The following is an 18,607-nucleotide window of genomic DNA, read 5'->3' as shown; positions in this document are numbered from 1 at the left end:
AACCCTACTCGAGCGGTACGGCGTATCTGTATCGGTGATGCGGGACGAATCCCATGGCCCGGTACATGGCGATCGCGGACTCGTTGGACGATTCGACCTGCAGGTAGGCATGCGTCGCGCCGCGCTCACGACCCCATTCGATGGCTGCTGCGCACACGAGCGTTCCGAGACCGCGGCGTCGGTGAGCGGCCGCCACCTCGACGGCGCTCAGGCCGACCCAGCGGCGGTCGTCGGGCGCCGTGGTCACCGCGGCGCGAGCGATCGCCAACGTCGTCGTGTCGTCTCCCAGTCGCAGGAACCCGACGACCCCCTGCCGAACCGCTTCCAGGACCGGGCCCGCGGCGTCGGGGGTGCGCTGGCCGCGGTAGTGATACGCGTCGAACCACTGCGGGTCCGGTGACGAGCTCACGACCACGGGCGGGCTGGGCGGCGAGACGAACTCGGTGACGTCGGCGGCCATCACCACGACGTCGAGCAGCGACTGCCACCCCGGCGGGACCGCGCCGAGACGGTCCGGCAACAGCAGCCGCGTCGTCAGGCCGCGGGCGTCGTACCAGGCTCGGATGGCGTCGAGCGATCGGTCGTCGGCCTCGGCGCCGAGCGGGACCGCCGAATTGGCACGGCCGGTGAACCCGCTCCCGGCCTTGAGCAACCAGCCGCCGATCCACTCCTGCTCCAGACCCGCCCACCCGTCGGCCGCAGCGTGCTCGAGTGCGCGAATCTCCGACGTCCGAATCGGCCGCGGCGCAATCTCTTTCATCGCGACGACCTGATCGCGGGTCACCTCGACACGGTCGCCTCGCTCCGAGATCACCACGATCGTGTCGTCGTCGATGTGGTCGACGACGCCGACGACGTCGGTCATGGGCCGCGGCGATCCGGCGGGGAGCCGGTATCGGACGACTACTCGCGGTCGGTCAGCCGTCATGCCCGAAGGGATCGTCGACGGTTCCGGGGGTCCAGCTCAGGCCGGGGACGCCCCATCCCATCTTCTTGATCGCCTTCTTGGCCGCGCGTGCGTTGCGGCCGACGAGAACGTCGACGTAGAGGAAGCCGTCGAGGTGGCCGACCTCGTGCTGCAGCATGCGGGCGAAGAATCCGGTGCCCTCGACCTCGACCGGTTCGCCGTGCTCGTCGGTGCCGGTGACCTTGGCCCAGTCCGCGCGGCCGGTGGGGAACTGCTCACCGGGGACGGACAGGCAGCCCTCGTCGTCGTCCTCGGGGTCCGGCATGGTCTCGGGAATCTCGGACGTGGTGAGAACGGGGTTGATCACCGCGCCCCGGCGTCGGCGCACCTTGCCGTCGGCGTCCTGGTCCGGGCAGTCGTAGACGAACAGCCGCAGCGACTCACCGACCTGATTGGCGGCCAACCCGACCCCGTTGGCGACGTCGAGGGTCTCGTACATGTCCGCGATGAGTTCTGCGAGTTCGGCCGGACTCTTGGACACTGTCTCGGTCGGGGTGTGCAGAACCGGATCGCCGACGATCCGAATCGGGAGAATTGCCATGGTCGACGAGAATACGCGGGGATCACTTCGGGTCGGTCGGGAGGACAGGCCGTTTCGTGCGACTCGCCGCCCCCGCCAAAAGCCGCGTGGGGGCTCCGACCGTGGTTGAATGTGCCTGAACAACAGTGATGTAATTCGGTGCGACAGTTGATGTGCGTTAGGCCGGCAGTCTTGGGTTCCGCGGGGGATGCGACGCACTGGGGTGACCCGGGCGCGAGCTATGGCAGGGCCTATGGCGATTGAGGAGCGAGATGGACAGCGCAGCAGCGCGTAGTCGCGGCCAGTCCGGCGGTGCCGACAAGGCCGCGGGCGAAGCAGGGGACGACGGACTGACCCGACGTGAACACGACATTCTTTCCTTCGAGCGACAGTGGTGGAAATACGCCGGCGCCAAGGAAGAAGCGATCAAGGAACTGTTCGACATGTCGGCCACCCGGTACTACCAGGTGCTGAACGCGCTCGTGGATCGCCCGGAATCGTTGGCCGCGGACCCGATGCTCGTCAAGCGTCTGCGTCGGTTGCGGGCGAGTCGTCAGAAGGCCCGGGCCGCACGGCGACTGGGATTCGAGGTCTGACCGGCTCACCGCCCGTCGAGGCGCCCTCGTCTAGGGTCGAACCCGTGACCCAGCCTGCTCCCGACTCGTCCGGGCCGCCTCTGCGTGCGCTCGCCATGGTCCTCATCTCGCTGGCCATCGTGTTCGCCACTCTCGGATTCTTCTCGCTCACCGGCGCGGGAACCGAGCAGACGCCGGCGGCGGCGAGCGTGAGCACCACGACCACGTCGTCGGCCCCCGCGGCCGCACCGAACTCGTCGGCCGCTGCGGCGCCCACGTCGTCGGGGTCCGCCACGACCAGCACCTCGTCCGCCCAGCCGTCCATCCGAGTGCTGAACAACAGCAACGTCAGCGGCCTCGCGGCGACCACGGCGAGCACCCTCGAAGCGGCCGGTTTCACGGTCACGGAAACCGGGAACTACAGCGACGGCACCATCCCGACCACCACCGTCTACTACGACGAGTCGTCGGCTCAGGAGCGCACCGAGGCGCAGCGGATCGCCACCACGCTGGGGGTGAGCGCCGAGCCGCGGTTCGCCGGCATCGCCGATTCGACGCCCGGCATCATCGTGATCGTCACCCAGTAGCCGAACGGACCCGAAGGCGCTGGTTATGATTTGCCCGAACACCCTCTGAACTCCCTAGGAGAAAAGCTGATGGCTCGCTGGCAGCAACGTCCGATCCGCTTTGCGGCACCACTGATGGCCGTCGCCGCATTCGGTCTCGTGGCGTGCAGCCCGGGCGAGGAAGCCAGTGACGTGCAGGGCACCACGCCGCCGATCTTCACCGGATCGCCCAACCCGAGTGCATCGGCGGAAGGCGGCGAGGGCGGCGAAGGCGGCGGTTCGGGTGAGAGCCTCGTAGGTGAGCTCGACTCTCCTTCGGGTCAATCCGTCGGCTCGGTGACCTTCACCGACGAGGGTGACCACCTTCAGGTGTCGGTCCAGGCCGAGAACCTGACACCCGGATTCCACGGCTTCCACATCCACCAGGTCGGTGTGTGCGAGCCGAATTCGGTGGCACCCACGGGCGGCGCACCGGGTGACTTCCTCTCCTCCGGCGGTCACCTCCAGGTGGGTGGACGTACCGAGCACCCGGCCAGTGGCGACCTCACCTCGCTGCAGGTGCGCGAGGACGGAACCGCGGAACTCACGACGACGACGGACGCAGTCACCCTCGACGATCTGCGCAAGGGCGTCTCGGTGATCGTGCACGCGGGTCCCGACAACTTCGCCAACATCCCCACCCGCTACACGCTCCCGGACGGTGCGCCGGTTCCCGACGAGACCACTCTGATGACCGGCGATGCGGGCGGCCGAGTTGCGTGCGCCGTTCTGAAGTAGTCACCGCAGTACCGTTCTCGTCGTCGCCCCGCCCGACCATCGGCGTCGAGTGGGAAATTGCGTTGGTGGACAAGACGACTCGTGACCTGTCCAATACCGCTGCGGAGATCATCGAGCGTGTCGGCGATACACCGCGCGTCACGAAGGAGTTGCTGCGCAACACCGTCGAGCTCGTCACCGGGGTGTGCGACACCGTTGCCGAGGCGATGGACGACCTCAGCGGCTCTCTCGCGATGGTGCGCCGTGCAGCGGAGCCGCTGAACGTCGATCTCTTCTGTGCCGGAACGCATCCCTTCGCCGAATGGTCGTCGCAGCAACTGACGAAAGCTCCGAGTTACGACGAGCTGATCGAGCGCACGCAGTGGTGGGGCCGGCAGATGCTGATCTTCGGCGTCCACGTGCACGTCGGTATCCGATCGGCCGACCGGGTGTTCCCGATCCTCAATTCCATTCTGCTGCAATACCCGCACCTGCTGGCGCTGTCGGCGTCGTCCCCGATGTGGGCCGGGTCGGACACCGGGTACGCGAGCAACCGCGCGCTCATGTTCCAACAGCTGCCGACGGCGGGACTGCCGTTCCAGTTCGAGGACTGGTCGCAGTTCGAGGGGTTCGTCCACGATCAGCTCAAGACGGGCGTGATCGATCAGCTCGGCGGAATGCACTGGGACATCAGGCCCGTCCCGCGCCTGGGCACGATCGAGATCAGGGTGTGCGACGGTGTGTCCACCAAGCGCGAGCTCGGCGCCCTCGTCGCGCTCATTCACTGCCTGGTGGTGCATCTCGACGAGCGGCTCGACGCGGGTGAGACCCTCCCGACGATCCCGCCGTGGCACGTGCAGGAGAACAAGTGGCGCGCAGCGCGTTACGGGCTCGACGCGGAGATCATTCTCGACGCCGACAGCAACGAACGTCTGATGACCGACGACCTGTCCGATCTACTGGAAAAGCTGACGCCGGTCGCGGTGCGGCTGGGCTGCGCCGACGAACTTGCTGCGGTGGCGGACATTCCGCGCCGAGGTGCGTCGTATCAGCGGCAGCGACAGGTGGTCGCGTCGGGCGGCGATCTGCGCGACGTCGTGGATTCGCTTGTCGCCGAACTCGATACGTAGTCTGATCCCGACAAGCCTCCGGCCTACTTCTTGTCGTCCGGCTCCATCTCGTTGATCGCGAACAAGCCGTCGCGACCTCGCTGCTCGCGGTAGGCGACCCGGCCCACCGAATGCGCGATGACCGGGGCGGTCAGCACGGTGAACATGCCGACGAGCACCAGCATCCAGATGTCGACGTTGCCGCGCAGGCTGATGATGGCGCCGATCAGAACCGACAACAGGCCCACCACTTGGGGTTTGCTGGCCGCGTGCATCCGCGAGAGCGTGTCGGGAAAACGGACCACACCGATCGCGGCGGTGAAGGCGAGTATTGCTCCGACCAGGATGAAAAATCCCGAGACGACGTCCAGCACGAGTTTCATCGGTCCTCCTTGGTGAGACCGTCGTTGGTCTCGATGTCGGCCACGCGGAAGCGGGCGACGCTGACCGAGCCGACGAACCCGACCAGAGACAGCGCCACGATGGCGGGAACCAGCGTCGTGTCGCGGCTGTAGACGGCCCACGTCGCGATGCCGCAGGCGGCGAGCGCGATCAGGGTGTCGACCGCGACCAAGCGGTCGAGCGTGTTCGGGCCGGCAAGAAGGCGGTAGGTGGTGATCACCGCCGCAACCAGCAGCAGCACACCGGAAATGGCCAGGACGACGATCACGATTGGTTCCCCTCGTACTCGTCGCGATGCAACGGTGCCGGCTTCCAGTCCGACGGGCGTTCGAACGACTCGATGAAGTACTGCTCGTACTTGCCGATGATGCGCCGGAACTGCTCGACCGACTTCTCGGTGCCCACGTCGAGCACGTGCACGTAGAGCAGTCGCCGACGCTTGTCGATCTCGAGCACCATGGTGCCGGGCACCAGGTTCAGAGCGTCGATCAGCAGAGTCAGCACCAGGTCGGACTGAATGGACACTCGATGCCGCAGAACACCGGTGATCGGCGGCGGTCCGGGACGCAGTGCGGCCCAGGCCACCTGAGCGCTCGAGATGACGGAGTAGTACACGACGACCGAGATCAGCTTGACCAATGCGCGCAGATGCACGCGGCCTTCGACGTCGACGCGCGGGAGCGGAAGGGTCAGCATGATGATGGCGCCGACTGCGAGTCCGCCGAGGATGTTCGCGGCGCTGACGTTGCCCCACAACAACACCCACACGAAGGTCAGCCACAGCAGAACGAACAGCCGTAGTACGCGAGTTCGGTTCAGCACTCTCATCGCTGCGCCTCCACGGGGTCGACGGTGGATCCGAGCACCGCAGTGATGTACACCGAGCGATCCCGAAGGTCGTCCGCCGCACGGTCGCTGATCCCGATGAAGCGTCCGGCGAAGACCGTCAGAGCGAGACCGACTCCCACCAGAGCGATGGTCGGCACCAGCATCGCGACCGGCATGCGGCCCACGTTCTCTCTCGTGGCGAACTCGATGTCGGACGAATCGTCGATCAGCGCAGAGGGAGTGGCGTCGGACAGATCACCGTCGGGGGCGTCCGCACGGGGGCGCCAGAACGCCTTGGTCCACACGCGTGCCACCACGTAGAGGGTGAGAAGCGACGTCACCGTGCCACCGGCGACGAGAACCCACGCGAGCGCGCTGCCCTGCGCCGCACCCGCCTGCAGGAGAGCGACCTTGCCGATGAACCCCGAAAACGGCGGGATACCACCGAGATTGAGGGCCGGAATGAGGAAGGTCAGCGCGAGCAGCGGGCTGGCGGCGGCGAGTCCGCCGAGACGCCGCAGCGACGACGACCCGGCTTGACGCTCGATCAAACCGACGACGAGAAACAGCGTCGTCTGCACGATGATGTGGTGCGCAACGTAATACACCGAGCCGGACAGGCCGGACCGCGTGGACAGCGCGACGCCGAAGATCATGTAACCGATGTGGCTGACGAGAGTGAACGACAGGAGTCGCTTGATGTCGCTCTGCGCGATGGCGCCGAAGATACCCACGATCATCGTCAGCAGACCGCAGACCATCAACACGTTGTCCAGCTGCCCGCCGGGGAAGAGCAAGGTGTGCGCCCGGATGACGGCGTAGACGCCCACCTTCGTCAGCAAGCCTGCGAACACCGCGGTGACGGGCGCCGGAGCCGTCGGGTAGGAGTCCGGAAGCCAGGCCGAGAGAGGGAACACCGCGGCCTTGATTCCGAACGCCACCAGCAGAAACGCGAAGATGGCCAGCCGGGTGCCCTCGGGGACGGTGTCCATGCGCAGCGCCATCTGCGCGAGGTTGAGGGTGCCCGTCGCCCCGTAGGCGAAGCCGATGCCCGCGAGGAAGATGAGCGAGGACACCATGGACACCATCACGTAGGACACGCCGGCGCGCACCCGATCGGCGCTGGCGCCGAGCGTCAACAACACGAACGACGCGGCCAGTAGTACTTCGAACCCGACGTAGAGGTTGAAGAGGTCGCCGGCCAGGAATGCGTTGCAGATTCCGGCCGTCAACGCGAGGTACGTGGGCAGGAAGATCGAGGTCGGTTGATCGTCACTGCCGTCGCGAATGCCCTGACCCACCGCGTAGACCATGACGGCGAGCAGCACGATCGTCGACACCACCAGCATCAGCGCCGACAGGCGGTCCACCACGAGCGTGATGCCGACGGGCGAATCCCAGCCGCCGACCTGCACGGCCGTCGTGCCGTCGCGGTCCGCGAGGTGGAGCAGAACTCCCGAGATGGCGACGACGGCCACCAATGCCACGAGTGCGAGCAGTCGCTGGGCGCGGGGACGGCGGCCCACGACGAGGCACGCCGCCGCGGCGAGCAACGGGATCAGAACGGGGAGCGGCGTCAGGATGCCGGTCAACGACGAGGAGAGGGTCACGACTTGCTCCTCTTCACGGTCGAATCGTCGGCATCGGGATTCGTCTCGAGGGCGAGATCGTCGTCGAGGTCGTCGTCGTCGTCGTCGTCGAAGTCACCGTCGTGCAGGTCGACGTAGCACTCCAGATCCTCGATGTTCTCCAGCTTCTCGAGTGGGATGGGATTTCCGCCGGAGTCGAACGCGTCGCCGCTGAAACTCGGCTCGCCGGTGATCGGGTCGTCGGACCGGTCGTGATCGGGCGCGTCGGCGGGTGTGCGGCGCTGGGAGATCTTCTTGTCCTCGGGGTCGTCCTCGAGGGTGTCCGCGACGTTGATCGTGTAGGAGCGGTAGGCGAGCGCCAGGACGAACGCTGCGATGCCCATCGTGATCACGATGGCGGTGAGGATCACGGCCTGAGCCAGGGGATCGGCGTCGCCCTGTGCGGTTTCGGACGTGCGGCCGAAGATGGGCGGGGACCCCGCCGTTCCGCCCGACATCAGGAGCAGCAGGTTGATGCCGTTACCGACGAGCATGAGCCCCAACAACATTCGCGTGATGCTGCGCTCGATCAGCAGGTACACCCCGGCCGAGACGAGAGCGCCGACGACGACGAGCAGAGCCAGGTTGGCGGTCATTGCTGCTTCACCTCCACCTGGGCGTCGAGGCGGGCGCCGAGACTTCGCAGCACATCCAGAACCAGTCCGATCACGATGAGGTAGACGCCGACGTCGAAGAAGAGCGCGGTCACCAGCTTGATGTCACCCAGAATCGGAAGCGTCACCTCGAAGGTGGCCGACGAGAGCACGGGTGCGCCGAGGAACAACGACACCAGGGCGGTACCGCCGGCGAAGAACAACCCGAGTCCGAGGATCTTGCCGGCGTCGATGGGAACGGTCTCACCGATCTCGTATCGCCCGCCGGCCAGGTAGCGGAGCACGAGCGCGAGTCCGGCGGTGAGGCCACCGGCGAATCCGCCGCCCGGCGCGTTGTGGCCGCTGAAGAAGAAGTAGATCGACAGCACCATCATCGTGGGGAAGATCAGCCGAGTGGTGACCTCGAGGACGAGGATGCGCTGGCGAGGGTCGAGCAGTTCGCTTCCGCTGAGCCAGGTGATCTCGTCGACCGCCTGCTCGGGGTCCATGGCGCCCGGTGCGTCGGACACCTTGGGGGCGCTGCCGAACCGCCGATTGCGGAACACCAAGGAGGCGACACCGGTTGCCGCGACGAGGAGCACCGAGATCTCGCCGAGTGTGTCCCAGGCGCGGATGTCGACGAGGAGCACGTTGACGGTGTTCCGGCCGTCGCCGAGGTAGTAGGCGAGATCGGGAAGCAGCTCGGCGATCGGCCGCGAATTGCGGGCGTTCACCGCGTAGCCACCGATGATGGCGACGGTGGCGCCGACGGCGAGCGCGAGCAGCACCCGCGGACCTCGGTGCCCGATCGACTTCCGTTCGTCGACCTCGGCGGGCAGTTTACGCAGCACGAGCACGAAGACCACGAGGGTCAGGGTCTCGACGAGGAATTGAGTGAGTGCGAGGTCCGGCGCGCCGTGCAGCGCGAAGATGACGCCGCAGCCGTAGCCGGTGATGCCCATCAGAACCACGGCGGCGAGACGGTTCCGCATGACGGTGGTACCGATCGCGGCGGCGATCATGACCACGCCGACGACGAGCTGAATCGGCGTGTCCCACAAGCGAAGCTCGATACCGGTGCGGGTGAAGGCGGCCAGCGCGATGACGGGGAACAGAACCGTGGTGGTCAGGATGGTGGCCTGGGTGAGAGGCAACGAACCGCGCTGCGTGGTGCCGGTCAGGCGAAGCGAGATCGTGTCCATCGCGCGCAGCACGCCATCGTAGATGCGGTCGGCGTTGCCGAGCGGCGGCTTGGCGAACCGCAACCGCGCCACCTTGCGGTGAGCCAGGTAGACGGCGAGGCCCGCGACGATCACCACCGCCGTCAGTGCGAGCGGGATGTTGAAGCCGTGCCACAACGCCAGGTGGTACTCCTTCTCGTTTCCGAGCGGCAGCGTCTTGGTGTACGGCGAGAGGATCGGGTCGACGAGGGGAGCGCCGAGCCCGGCAACCGCGCCGAGGACGGCGAGGAACAGCGGCGGGAACAGGAACAGCGGGCCGGGGGCGTGCATGTTCGCCACGGCCGGGCTCGGTTCGCGGAGCTGTTTGCGGCCGAACGCGCCCCACACGAAGCGGACGCTGTAGGCCAGCGTGAGGATGGAGCCGACCACCATGGCGGCCAGGGTCACGACAGCAACCGTCGGGTCGAGGACGTCGGTGTGCAGCACGGATTCGAACGCGGTTTCCTTGCCGACGAAACCGATGAAGGGCGGCAGCCCCGCCATGCTCGCCGCAGCCAGAGCCGCGATCGCGCCGAGCACGGGCGCCCTCTTTCCGAGGTGGGCGAGCTTGCGGATGTCGCGTGTTCCGGTCGAGTGATCGATGATGCCGACGACCATGAAGAGCGTCGCCTTGAAGAAGCCGTGCGCGATCACCATCGTGAGGCCGGCCAGCATCGCCGTCTGCGATCCGAGTCCGACCAGCGCCATCAGAAATCCGAGCTGGCTGACGGTGCCGAACGCGAGGACCAGTTTGAGGTCGTGGACGCGCAGCGCGCGCCAGCCGCCGAGCAGCATCGACCCCAGTCCGAGGACGAGGATCGTCACCCGCCACGGCGGGGAATCGGCGAACCCCGGTGCCAGTCGGGCGACGAGATAGATGCCGGCCTTCACCATGGCGGCGGCGTGCAGGTACCCGCTGACCGGAGTCGGCGCGGCCATGGCGCCCGGCAGCCAGAAGTGCATCGGAACGATGGCGGACTTGCTCAACGCACCGACCAGAATCAGCACGATCGCGACACCGGCCAGCCACCCCGTCGGAGGGTTCGCCACGAGGTCGGAGAGGTTGTAACTGCCGCCGACCTGACCCAGCACGATCATGCCGACGAGCATCGCGAGACCACCCGCCGTGGTGACCAGCAATGCCTGCGTCGCGGCCCGGCGGCTCGACGCACGCTCGGCGTAATGACCGACGAGCAGGAACGACAGGACCGTCGTCAGTTCCCAGAAGATGTAGAGGATCAGCATGTTGTCGCTGGTCACCAGGCCGAACATGGCGCCGGAGAACGCGACCAGCTCCGCCGCGAAGATGCCGAGACGAGGCTCGTCGTTCTCGAAATAGCGGCTGCAATAGATCAGAATCAACGCGCCCACGCCCAGGACGAGGGTCGACATGACCGCCGCGAGCGAATCGAACTGCATGTCGAAGTTCATCGACAGTCCGGGAGCCCACTCGATGTGCAGGCGCTGCTCGGTGTTCCAGTTCGCGACTACCCAGCCGAGGCTCGCAAGGGGAACCGCGGCCAGCACGAAGAACGAGTTGCGACCGAAGCGGTGAACGAGGGCAGGGGCGAGCAACGCTGCGACGACATGGGCAATGAGAATTACGAGCAACAGGCACTCCGTCGTAGAGATGGGCCGGCGGGGTGTCTTGTACGAAGACGCACTCCATACTACGGTGCGCGGCTCGGCTACATTGACCGGCAATGAGCCCGGGTGAGAGCGCAGTCATCAGGACAGCGGCGCTGGCCTACGTTTCCGGTGGGCGACTGTTGCAGGCTCGGTCGGTGGGGAAGACAGCGTTCTGGATGGTCGGCGGGAAGATCGATTCGGGGGAGAGCGCGGTCGACGCACTGCACCGCGAGGTTCGGGAAGAGTTGGGCGTCGACGTCGTCTCCTCGACGGTGGCGCTGCTCGACACGTTCGTCGCCGAAGCGTTCGGACACCGACCCGGCACGGCGCTGCACATGACGTGCTTCACCGCGGAGCTCACGGGTGAGCCGAAGGCCACGAGCGAGATCGCCGAGCTGCGCTACTTCACCGTCGACGAGTACGCAGCGATGCCCGATGTCGCACCGGGGTCGATGCTGGTCTTCCGCCGGTTGCAGCGAGACGGCATCATTTCCTGACATGCGCTTCGACAACGCGACCCTCGACGCGATCATCGCCGGCACGGTCACGATGACGTTCCGGACCTGGGACCGCCCGCGTGTCCTCGTCGGGACCCGGCTGCGCACGCGTCGCGGTGTCGTCGAGGTGACATCCGTCGAGAAGGCGGGACGGCTGACGAAGGCCGACGCCGCCGCGGCCGGATTCGAGTCCCTCGCCGTGCTGCGCGAGTTCCTCGCCAGGAAGGACGGCGACACCTACCGCATCGGGGTGGCGTTCGCGGGCGAGGATCACCGCATCGCGCTGCGTGAATCGACGGACGTCGACGGGTTGGACGACGCGCTGAAGCACAAGCCGTGGGCCATGGACATTCTGTACGCGATCGACGCGCAGCCGGCGGTGCTGTCGACGATCATCGCGGACCAATTCGGTTGGGAACGTGCGCCGTTCAAGCGTCGGGTGCGTCAGCTCAAGGAGCTCGGGCTGACGGAGTCGCTGGAGGTCGGGTACCGCATCAGCCCGCGGGGGAAGGCGTATTTGGAATCGAAGGCCTGATTCCCTGCACAGAGCGGAGGCCGCAGTACACCACCACCGCGAACATCAGCCACTGACCGAACCTGTCCGTCGACCCGAAGGTCTCCGGGGTGTAGCCCACGACGCTGGATGCACCGTCGAACAACTCCGCCAACGACGCACCCACCAGTGCGGTGTTGCTCGGCAACATTGCCGCCGTCGCAAACACCCCGGCCATCGCGGGCACGGCAACGGCCAGCGCCCGCACCGAATCGTCGCCGTCACCGGTGTCCGCAGGAATGGTCAGCGAGCCCAGGAGCAGCGTCGCTCCGAGTCCGGTGAGAACGACGGCCAGAACGGACTCGGCTTCGGATCGCACCAGTGCGGAGACGAGTGGGGACGCGGCGAGAAGAAGGAGGCCGATCCACGGCATCGCCCGCGCACGCACCCGCCACGCCAGCGCGGCCCCCAGAATCAGAGCGCCGACGCCGGCGAAGAACGGGATGGACTGCGGAAGCTGTTGCGCCGCACGCAGAGACGACCAGACCGACACCGCCGACGCCGTCACCGCGACGGTGGCCAGCGGTAGCCGGGCGTCGTGGTGGTCCCACCGTCTGCTCACCACGTCGACGGTGAGAACGAACGCCGCGACGGCCACGGCCGCAACCACCCACCGCCCGTAGCCCCCGTCCGGGATGCGGCGAACGATCACCGCCGCGGCGACCCGGCCGACCACAGCGACGACGGCTGCGTACATCACCATCCGCGCCGCGACCGATCGGTCTGGACCGGCCGGGACGTCGGACGATTGCGGTGGATCCACGGTGCACGCGGCGCCGGTCACGACGACGGCCACCAGCAGCCACCATGCCGCTTCACCGAACACGCTGGAGCTGTACGGGAACGACGGAGCGTACTGATTGGACAGCCCGTCGACCACGCCGTTGGTCGCGGACAGCAGATATCCGCCGCTCACGCCGCCGGCCAATGCGATCCACCCGAGCCTGGACCGCCTCGTCGCGTAGGCGGCGGTTCCGACGAGAGTGCCTGCGGCACAACACTTCAGGACGTGCAGGAAGGTGAGAACGTCGACACTTGCAGCGTCCGGGACGGTGACCTTGACGAAGGTCACGAGGATCGCGCATATCGTGATCACGACCCAGACCGGACGCGGGGACCGGGCAGCGAACCACGACCACGTGGCGTAGGTCAGGACGATCGCGAAGGCGCCGACGCTGGTGGCCGTCGCCTGTGCCGTCAGCCATCCCGCGGTGTCGTCGACCGAGGCGTTGAAGACCCAGCCGTCGCTGCGGGGACTGGCGAAGACGAAGCCGCCGAGCACGCCGGCGAGGACAGCGGTGACCGCGAGCAGTGCCGGGCGGGCGTACGCGAAACGTGTCATCCCAAAGGAATCTATCGGTCGATTCCGTGAATGGGGAATCGATCGACCACCGAGCGTGGTTGCATCGAAGCATGACGACTATTGGCTCGAAAGCAACGACGCTGCTCGAACTCCACCAGCCGGGTAACCCGGTCATCCTCCCCACCGTGTGGGACGCATGGTCCGCGAACCTGGCCGTGTCGGCCGGATTCACCGCGCTGACCGTCGGCAGTCACCCCGTGTCGGACTCGATCGGCAAGCCCGACAACGAGGGCATCACCTTCGACGAGCTGCTCGCCCGCATCGTTCAGATCACCAGCGCGGTCGACGTGCCCGTCTCGGTCGACATCGAGTCCGGCTACGGCGAGGACCCGAAGCGCCTGATCGACGGTCTGATCGAGGCCGGCGCGGTGGGCCTGAACATCGAGGACACGGTCCACGGTGAGGGTGGCCGTCTGCGCGAAGCGCAGGAGCACGCGGACCTCGTCGGCGCGCTGCGCGCTGCGTCGGACGCCACCGACGTCCACGTCGTCATCAACGCCCGCACCGACCTCTTCGTGAAGAAGATCGGCGACGAAGGTGATCGCGTCGACCGCGCCATCGAGCGGATGAAGCTGGCCGCAGCCGCCGGAGCCGACGTTCTCTACCCGGTCGGGTTCCACAGCGACGAAGACCAGAAGCGTCTGACGTCCGAGCTTCCGTTGCCGGTCAACGCAATCGGGCACGCGGGCAAGAGCGAGAAGGCGTCGTTCGGGCCGCTGGGTGTGGCCCGTGTCAGCTTCGGCCCGACGTGGCAGATGGTGCTCGGCGAGTACGCGAACGAGGTCCTGAACCGCTGGAAGTAGGGCCCACCTCCCCCCGCTGTGCGCGAATTCCGCCCCTATAGGGCACTAATTCACGCACGGGTGGAGTAGCGGCGCAACGACTCCACCTGAACCGGATCCAAGGACGGGCGGACAGCGAGTCTCGCAGCGTCGACGTCGGCGGCCGACACGGTCGCGGCGTCGACGCTGCGCCGCATTGCGGCCAGGGCCGCTTCGCGCAGTACCGCCGAGCAGTCGGCGGCCGAGTAGCCGTCCAGCTCCTCCGCGAGCGCGTCCAGATCGACCTCCGGCGCGAGCGGAATCGACTTGGACGCGGTGGCGAGAATCGCTTTGCGCGCCTGCGCATCCGGCGGCGGGACGAAGACCAACTTCTCGAGTCGCCCCGGCCGCAGCAGAGCGGGGTCGATGAGTTCGGGGCGGTTGGTGGCCCCGAGCACCACGACATCACGCAGTGGTTCGACGCCGTCCAGTTCGGTGAGCAGCGCAGCGACGACACGATCGGACACACCCGAGTCCGAGCTCTGACCGCGTCGCGGCGCGAGGGCGTCCACTTCGTCCAGAAATATCAGCGACGGTGCCGAATTGCGTGCCCGCTCGAACAACTCGCGCACGGCCTTCTCGGATGCGCCGACCCACTTGTCCATCAGCTCGGCACCTTTGACGGCGTGCACGCTGAGCTGACCCGAGCTGGCGAGCGCACGAACGACGAATGTCTTGCCGCAACCCGGAGGGCCGTAGAGCAAGACCCCACGCGGTGGGTCGACACCGAGCCGGGCGAACGAGTCGGGGTGTCGGAGCGGCCACAAGACCGCTTCGGTGAGCGCCTGCTTGGTCTCGACCATGTCGCCGACGTCGTCCAGCGTCAGACTTCCGACGGCGAGTTCCTCAGTGCCCGAACGCGACAGCGGCCTGATGACGTCGAGCGCACCGACCAGATCGTCCTGTGTGAGCTCGGGCTCCGTCCCGTCCCGGTTTGCGCGGGACGCTGCCCGCAACGCCGCTTCTCGGCAGAGCGAGGCCAGGTCCGCGACTACGAAGCCCGGCGTCCGCGACGCGATGTCCGCCACGTTCAGCTCGCTCTTCGGAACCTTGCGCAGCAGCACCTCGAGCAGCTGTGCCCGAATGGCGCCGTCCGGCAACGGAAGTGACAGCGCGCGGTCGCAGATGTCGGGCGAGCGAAGCCGTGCGTCGGTCGAATCGGGATGCGCCGTCGTGCAGATCACCGCCACGCCGGGTACGTTCACGACGTCCCGCAGTTGCTCCAGCACAAGCGCCGCAACGGGTTCCGGTGTCGAGGGCAACAGAGCGTCGACGTCGGTGATCAGCAGAACCCCGCCACCGCGGACGCGGTCGACGGCGGCAGCCACCGCGGATTGTCGACCCTCGGCGGCGAGCGAGCCCACCGTCGGCCCGTCGAGTTCGACGACGGTTCTCGTCGCGGCGACGGCGCGGGCCAGCGTCGCCTTGCCCACTCCGCCCGGTCCGGTGATCAGCACACCCAGGCGTGGGGACGCGCCCAGGGTGCGCAGCAGGTCGGGCTGATCCAGAGCGAGGTCCAGCCATTCGTCGAGCTTGGCCGCCTGTGCGCGAGAGCCGACGAGGTCGTCGACGGGTACGGCCGGCGCCAGTGGGGCGGCCGGTGCATCATGGACGACGGGTTCGTCGAGAGCGGCAAAGCCCTGCAGACCGGCGACAGTCCCAGCCCACCCGACGGCCGAATTGGGTTGCACGCTCACCGGTCCGCCCGCCGGGGTCACGTCGGTGACGGTCAGCAGTTCTGTGGTCCAGGTGAGACCGAAGGTGCGCGAGAGACTTTGGGTGGTCGCGCTGGTGCTGGTTCCGGGGCCGAGGTCGCGTGGCAGTAGTGACACCGTGTCGCCGACGGTCAATACCTTGCCCAAGAGCGCTTCTCGCAGAGTCGACGGTGCGATGGACGCCGTGGCCAGTGTCGATCCGGAGACCGTCACGGTCTTGGCTCCGTACACCGTCACCGGTGACACCACGACCGACGCGTTCTCCTTCAGCCCGACGTTGGACATGGTGACGTCGTCGAGAAGTGCTGTACCCGTGGGTGATCCGTCGGGAGCGAGGGCGACGACGGCGGCGGTGCGGCGCGCACCGACGAGCGCGACGGCATCCCACTCGCGCAGGCCGAGGGCGGCGAGCACCTCGGAGTGAAGACGCACGACACCGCGACGCGAATCGGCAGCAGAGGTGGTGAGGCGAATCGTCAGCGCCAGTTGTGCGGGCGGGCCGGAGGCCGGTGGGTGGTGATCGGTCGTCACCCGTCCCAGACTAGCCGCGATAAAGTGCGCACATGCCCCATGCACTCGTCGTCTTCCACGAACGCGATCACGAACTCGGACTCCGGAACATCGGGACGATCGCGCCCGCACTGCGCGAGCGCGGTTACGAGGTGGATGCCGTGACTTTCGAAGCCGGGCAGTCTGCGCCCTCCCTCGACGGCGTCGACGTGCTGGTGCTGATGGGCTCGCCGGACGCTGCGTACGACGACACGCTGCCGTGGCTCGGCGCCGAGATCGAGTTCGTCGAACAGGCTGTCGCGCAGGATGTTCCGACGCTGGGAGTGTGTTTCGGTGGCCAGCTGCTCTCCCGCGCCCTCGGAGGAAGCGTGCGCCGAGCGGACTCGGAGGAGATCGGTTTCGTCACCGTCGAATCCGACGACCCCGAACTGATCGCACCCGGCCCGTGGATGCAGTTCCACTACGACACGTTCACCGTTCCGCCGGGTGCGACGTCGGTTGCGCGGACCGCGGCGGCGGAGCAGGCCTTCGTGCACGGGAAGCACCTGGGAATCCAGTTTCATCCGGAGATCGACTCGGACGTGTTCGAGTCGTGGGCGCAGGGCTGGGAACGCCGGGGTGAGCGGGAGCAGGTGGAGGCGGAAGTCGATGTCCCGGCACTGACGAAAGACGTCGCTGCGCGCGAAGCGGAGTCGAAAATCGCCTGCGGGCGACTACTGGATGCGTTCCTGCGTCTGTAGCGAGAACGACAACCTCTAGCGCGGTCGACGCAGACCCAGCCGAGCCGACGACGCCCGTCGACCCGCGGGTTGCCGGCGTCGCGTCGCCCGTCGGACTGCCCGTCGCTCGGCCGGCTTGGCGTCCCAGGCCTCCGGGCGTGCCGCCACCCACCGCTGGGATCGCACCGCGAACGGGATGTGAATCAGGTACATCACGATCAGGATCATCACCAACACGAACGGGTAGGTGATCAGCAGTGCGGCGCCGAGTGCGACGAGCACGAGCAACCCGGCCGCGAGTCGCGGCGGCACGGACACGGTCTTGAGCGCCAGCGTCGGGATGCGGCTGACGATCAGGCCGGCGGTCAGGACCATCCAGACGGCGACGACGTAGAACGAGTCCCACCACCCGTCGCCCCACTGTTGATCGGCCGCCAGCGGGAAGAGAGCGACGAGCGCACCGGCCGGCGCCGGGACTCCGGTGAAGTACTCGCCGGCGAAGGACGGCTGGGTGTCGTCGTCGAGCAAGGTGTTGAACCGCGCCAACCGAAGAACGATGCTGACCGCGAAGACGAGCGCGATGACCCACCCTCCGCTGCTGCCCTCGAGAAGCGTCACGTACAGGACGAGGGCGGGGGCGACGCCGAACGAGATGGCGTCGGCGAGCGAGTCGAGCTCGGCGCCCATCTTGCTGGTCGCGTCGAGCAATCGGGCGATGCGACCGTCGAGCGAATCCAGCACCGCCGCCGCGCCGACCATGGCGAGAGAGAGCCCGGGGTTGCCGTCGAGAGCGAACTTGACTGCCGACAGACCGGCGCAGAGCGCCAGGATGGTGACTGCGCTCGGCAGCAGCCGAACGGGTCGCCTGCGCTCGGTCCTGGTGGCGCCCGGCTTGCTCACGCGGACTGTGGTGTCGGGAGGTGAGCGAGGACGGTCTCGGCGCCCACCGCGCGCTGACCGACGGACACCAGAAGGTGCGTCCCCGCGGGGAAGTAGGTGTCGACGCGTGACCCGAACCGGATCAGCCCGTACGTGTCACCGATCGGCAGCGTGTCACCGGCCTTCGCGTCGCAGACGATGCGGCGCGCGATCAGACCGGCGATCTGCACCACGGCGATGTCGTGACCGTCGGCGGTGCGCAGATGCATGCTGTTGCGCTCGTTGACCTCGCTGGCCTCGGCCAAATCGGCGGACAGGAACTGCCCTGACTTGTGGACGACCGACTCGACCACGGCAGTGACGGGACTGCGCTGGACGTGCACGTCGAGAATGGACAGAAAAATGCTGACCCGCGGGACGGGGTCGGTGCCGAGGGCGAGCTCGGCGGGCGGGACGGCGGTGTCGACCAGCGCCACGGTGCCGTCGGCGGGAGCGACGACCACTCCGGCGCGGTTCGGCGGAACGCGCGTCGGATGGCGGAAGAACGTTCCGACAGCGGCGGCGGTGAGAAGTCCGGTACGACGCAGGGCAGGGTGCTTGCGGCCGAGGGCGGCGAGAACCAGGGGCGGTGCGACGAAGCGCAGAGCCTCGGGATGTAGCGGCGGAACGGTGCTCCGGACGAGGTCGACGACGTGCCCCAGCCCGGAACTGTCGGGCGTGCCGTTCGGTTGTGGTCGGCGCGCCACGATCTCCTCCA

At 67.5% G+C, this 18,607-nt stretch carries 20 protein-coding genes; 8 read left to right on the top strand and 12 right to left on the bottom strand.

The annotated features are described in order from the left end of the window. Positions 1 to 4: 4 nt before the first annotated feature. Complete coding sequence (locus AC59JP_RS17370; protein ID WP_497327036.1) at positions 5 to 928, bottom strand: N-acetylglutamate synthase, CG3035 family; 924 nt, start codon at positions 926 to 928, stop codon at positions 5 to 7. Beyond that, entirely contained in the window at positions 918 to 1,508 is a 591-nt protein-coding gene (locus tag AC59JP_RS17365; RefSeq protein ID WP_497327035.1) for a peptide deformylase, read from the bottom strand. The genes AC59JP_RS17370 and AC59JP_RS17365 overlap by 11 nt, the downstream gene beginning before the upstream one ends. Positions 1,509 to 1,759: 251 nt before the next feature. Between AC59JP_RS17365 and napA the strand changes: the two genes are divergently transcribed. The 4 genes from napA to AC59JP_RS17345 all read left to right on the top strand — a co-directional run bounded on the left by napA (position 1,760) and on the right by AC59JP_RS17345 (position 4,514). Then, a complete protein-coding gene (gene napA / locus AC59JP_RS17360) occupies positions 1,760 to 2,083 on the top strand; it encodes a nucleoid-associated protein NapA (RefSeq protein WP_497327033.1) in 324 nt (107 codons plus the stop codon). Between the two features lie 44 nt (positions 2,084 to 2,127). Further along, a complete protein-coding gene (locus AC59JP_RS17355; protein ID WP_497327032.1) occupies positions 2,128 to 2,649 on the top strand; it encodes a LytR C-terminal domain-containing protein in 522 nt (173 codons plus the stop codon). Between the two features lie 69 nt (positions 2,650 to 2,718). Beyond that, complete coding sequence (gene sodC / locus AC59JP_RS17350) at positions 2,719 to 3,405, top strand: superoxide dismutase[Cu-Zn] (protein WP_497327031.1); 687 nt, start codon at positions 2,719 to 2,721, stop codon at positions 3,403 to 3,405. Continuing rightward, complete coding sequence (locus AC59JP_RS17345; protein WP_497327030.1) at positions 3,387 to 4,514, top strand: glutamate--cysteine ligase; 1,128 nt, start codon at positions 3,387 to 3,389, stop codon at positions 4,512 to 4,514. The genes sodC and AC59JP_RS17345 overlap by 19 nt, the downstream gene beginning before the upstream one ends. 23 nt (positions 4,515 to 4,537) lie before the next feature. On the opposite strand, the gene mnhG is transcribed toward AC59JP_RS17345, so the two are convergent. The 6 genes from mnhG to AC59JP_RS17315 are packed head-to-tail and all read right to left on the bottom strand — an operon-like array spanning position 4,538 to position 10,775. After that, positions 4,538 to 4,876: a monovalent cation/H(+) antiporter subunit G gene (mnhG, locus tag AC59JP_RS17340; protein WP_497327029.1), complete on the bottom strand. Its 339-nt coding sequence runs from the start codon at positions 4,874 to 4,876 to the stop codon at positions 4,538 to 4,540. After that, on the bottom strand, positions 4,873 to 5,163 hold the full coding sequence (locus tag AC59JP_RS17335) for a monovalent cation/H+ antiporter complex subunit F (RefSeq protein ID WP_497327028.1): 291 nt from the start codon (positions 5,161 to 5,163) through the stop codon (positions 4,873 to 4,875). Before AC59JP_RS17335 ends, mnhG begins: the two co-directional genes overlap by 4 nt. After that, a complete protein-coding gene (locus AC59JP_RS17330) occupies positions 5,160 to 5,714 on the bottom strand; it encodes a Na+/H+ antiporter subunit E (protein WP_497327104.1) in 555 nt (184 codons plus the stop codon). Before AC59JP_RS17330 ends, AC59JP_RS17335 begins: the two co-directional genes overlap by 4 nt. Positions 5,715 to 5,719: 5 nt before the next feature. Continuing rightward, positions 5,720 to 7,333, bottom strand: coding sequence for a Na+/H+ antiporter subunit D (locus AC59JP_RS17325; RefSeq protein WP_497327027.1), 1,614 nt, complete (start codon positions 7,331 to 7,333; stop codon positions 5,720 to 5,722). Continuing rightward, a complete protein-coding gene (locus AC59JP_RS17320; protein WP_497327026.1) occupies positions 7,330 to 7,947 on the bottom strand; it encodes a Na(+)/H(+) antiporter subunit C in 618 nt (205 codons plus the stop codon). Before AC59JP_RS17320 ends, AC59JP_RS17325 begins: the two co-directional genes overlap by 4 nt. Continuing rightward, the gene (locus AC59JP_RS17315) at positions 7,944 to 10,775 is read right to left on the bottom strand and encodes a Na+/H+ antiporter subunit A (protein ID WP_497327025.1); all 2,832 of its coding nucleotides are present in this window, start codon (positions 10,773 to 10,775) and stop codon (positions 7,944 to 7,946) included. The genes AC59JP_RS17320 and AC59JP_RS17315 overlap by 4 nt, the downstream gene beginning before the upstream one ends. Positions 10,776 to 10,867: 92 nt before the next feature. On the opposite strand from AC59JP_RS17315, the gene AC59JP_RS17310 reads away from it, so the two are divergent. Both AC59JP_RS17310 and AC59JP_RS17305 read left to right on the top strand, forming a co-directional pair. After that, positions 10,868 to 11,290 (top strand): NUDIX hydrolase, encoded by a 423-nt coding sequence (locus tag AC59JP_RS17310; RefSeq protein ID WP_497327024.1) that lies wholly within the window; start codon positions 10,868 to 10,870, stop codon positions 11,288 to 11,290. Between the two features lies 1 nt (position 11,291). Next, entirely contained in the window at positions 11,292 to 11,825 is a 534-nt protein-coding gene (locus tag AC59JP_RS17305) for an ASCH domain-containing protein (RefSeq protein WP_497327023.1), read from the top strand. On the opposite strand, the gene AC59JP_RS17300 is transcribed toward AC59JP_RS17305, so the two are convergent. Then, positions 11,785 to 13,185 carry a hypothetical protein gene (locus AC59JP_RS17300; protein ID WP_497327022.1) on the bottom strand — a complete coding sequence of 467 codons (1,401 nt, stop codon included), beginning with the start codon at positions 13,183 to 13,185 and terminating at the stop codon, positions 11,785 to 11,787. The two genes, AC59JP_RS17305 and AC59JP_RS17300, sit on opposite strands and share 41 nt — an antisense overlap. Positions 13,186 to 13,256: 71 nt before the next feature. Here AC59JP_RS17300 and AC59JP_RS17295 point away from each other — a divergent pair, with 71 nt between their 5' ends. After that, positions 13,257 to 14,009, top strand: coding sequence for an isocitrate lyase/PEP mutase family protein (locus AC59JP_RS17295; RefSeq protein WP_497327021.1), 753 nt, complete (start codon positions 13,257 to 13,259; stop codon positions 14,007 to 14,009). 50 nt (positions 14,010 to 14,059) lie between these two features. Here AC59JP_RS17295 and AC59JP_RS17290 read toward each other — a convergent pair whose 3' ends face one another. Continuing rightward, positions 14,060 to 16,273 (bottom strand): AAA family ATPase, encoded by a 2,214-nt coding sequence (locus AC59JP_RS17290; RefSeq protein WP_497327020.1) that lies wholly within the window; start codon positions 16,271 to 16,273, stop codon positions 14,060 to 14,062. A gap of 32 nt (positions 16,274 to 16,305) precedes the next feature. On the opposite strand from AC59JP_RS17290, the gene AC59JP_RS17285 reads away from it, so the two are divergent. Next, the gene (locus tag AC59JP_RS17285) at positions 16,306 to 16,992 is read left to right on the top strand and encodes a type 1 glutamine amidotransferase (protein WP_497327019.1); all 687 of its coding nucleotides are present in this window, start codon (positions 16,306 to 16,308) and stop codon (positions 16,990 to 16,992) included. A gap of 15 nt (positions 16,993 to 17,007) precedes the next feature. Here the strand turns inward: AC59JP_RS17285 and AC59JP_RS17280 are convergent, their stop codons facing one another. Both AC59JP_RS17280 and AC59JP_RS17275 read right to left on the bottom strand, forming a co-directional pair. Beyond that, positions 17,008 to 17,871 (bottom strand): CDP-alcohol phosphatidyltransferase family protein, encoded by an 864-nt coding sequence (locus AC59JP_RS17280; protein ID WP_497327018.1) that lies wholly within the window; start codon positions 17,869 to 17,871, stop codon positions 17,008 to 17,010. Next, positions 17,868 to 18,596, bottom strand: a complete 729-nt coding sequence (locus tag AC59JP_RS17275) for a phosphatidylserine decarboxylase (RefSeq protein ID WP_497327017.1) — start codon at positions 18,594 to 18,596, stop codon at positions 17,868 to 17,870. Before AC59JP_RS17275 ends, AC59JP_RS17280 begins: the two co-directional genes overlap by 4 nt. Positions 18,597 to 18,607: the final 11 nt, after the last annotated feature.

The organism is Rhodococcus sp. 320_ES (assembly GCF_059691855.1).
This window is presented reverse-complemented; position numbering and strand designations above follow the sequence as displayed.

Bases quoted from the DNA above. Each gene is read 5' to 3' on its own strand.
- AC59JP_RS17370 (WP_497327036.1), bottom strand. From the start codon at position 928: ATGACGGCTGACCGACCGCGAGTAGTCGTCCGATACCGGCTCCCCGCC.
- AC59JP_RS17365 (WP_497327035.1), bottom strand. From the start codon at position 1,508: ATGGCAATTCTCCCGATTCGGATCGTCGGCGATCCGGTTCTGCACACC.
- napA (WP_497327033.1), top strand. From the start codon at position 1,760: ATGGACAGCGCAGCAGCGCGTAGTCGCGGCCAGTCCGGCGGTGCCGAC.
- sodC (WP_497327031.1), top strand. From the start codon at position 2,719: ATGGCTCGCTGGCAGCAACGTCCGATCCGCTTTGCGGCACCACTGATG.
- mnhG (WP_497327029.1), bottom strand. From the start codon at position 4,876: ATGAAACTCGTGCTGGACGTCGTCTCGGGATTTTTCATCCTGGTCGGA.
- AC59JP_RS17320 (WP_497327026.1), bottom strand. From the start codon at position 7,947: ATGACCGCCAACCTGGCTCTGCTCGTCGTCGTCGGCGCTCTCGTCTCG.
- AC59JP_RS17310 (WP_497327024.1), top strand. From the start codon at position 10,868: ATGAGCCCGGGTGAGAGCGCAGTCATCAGGACAGCGGCGCTGGCCTAC.
- AC59JP_RS17305 (WP_497327023.1), top strand. From the start codon at position 11,292: ATGCGCTTCGACAACGCGACCCTCGACGCGATCATCGCCGGCACGGTC.
- AC59JP_RS17300 (WP_497327022.1), bottom strand. From the start codon at position 13,185: ATGACACGTTTCGCGTACGCCCGCCCGGCACTGCTCGCGGTCACCGCT.
- AC59JP_RS17295 (WP_497327021.1), top strand. From the start codon at position 13,257: ATGACGACTATTGGCTCGAAAGCAACGACGCTGCTCGAACTCCACCAG.
- AC59JP_RS17285 (WP_497327019.1), top strand. From the start codon at position 16,306: ATGCCCCATGCACTCGTCGTCTTCCACGAACGCGATCACGAACTCGGA.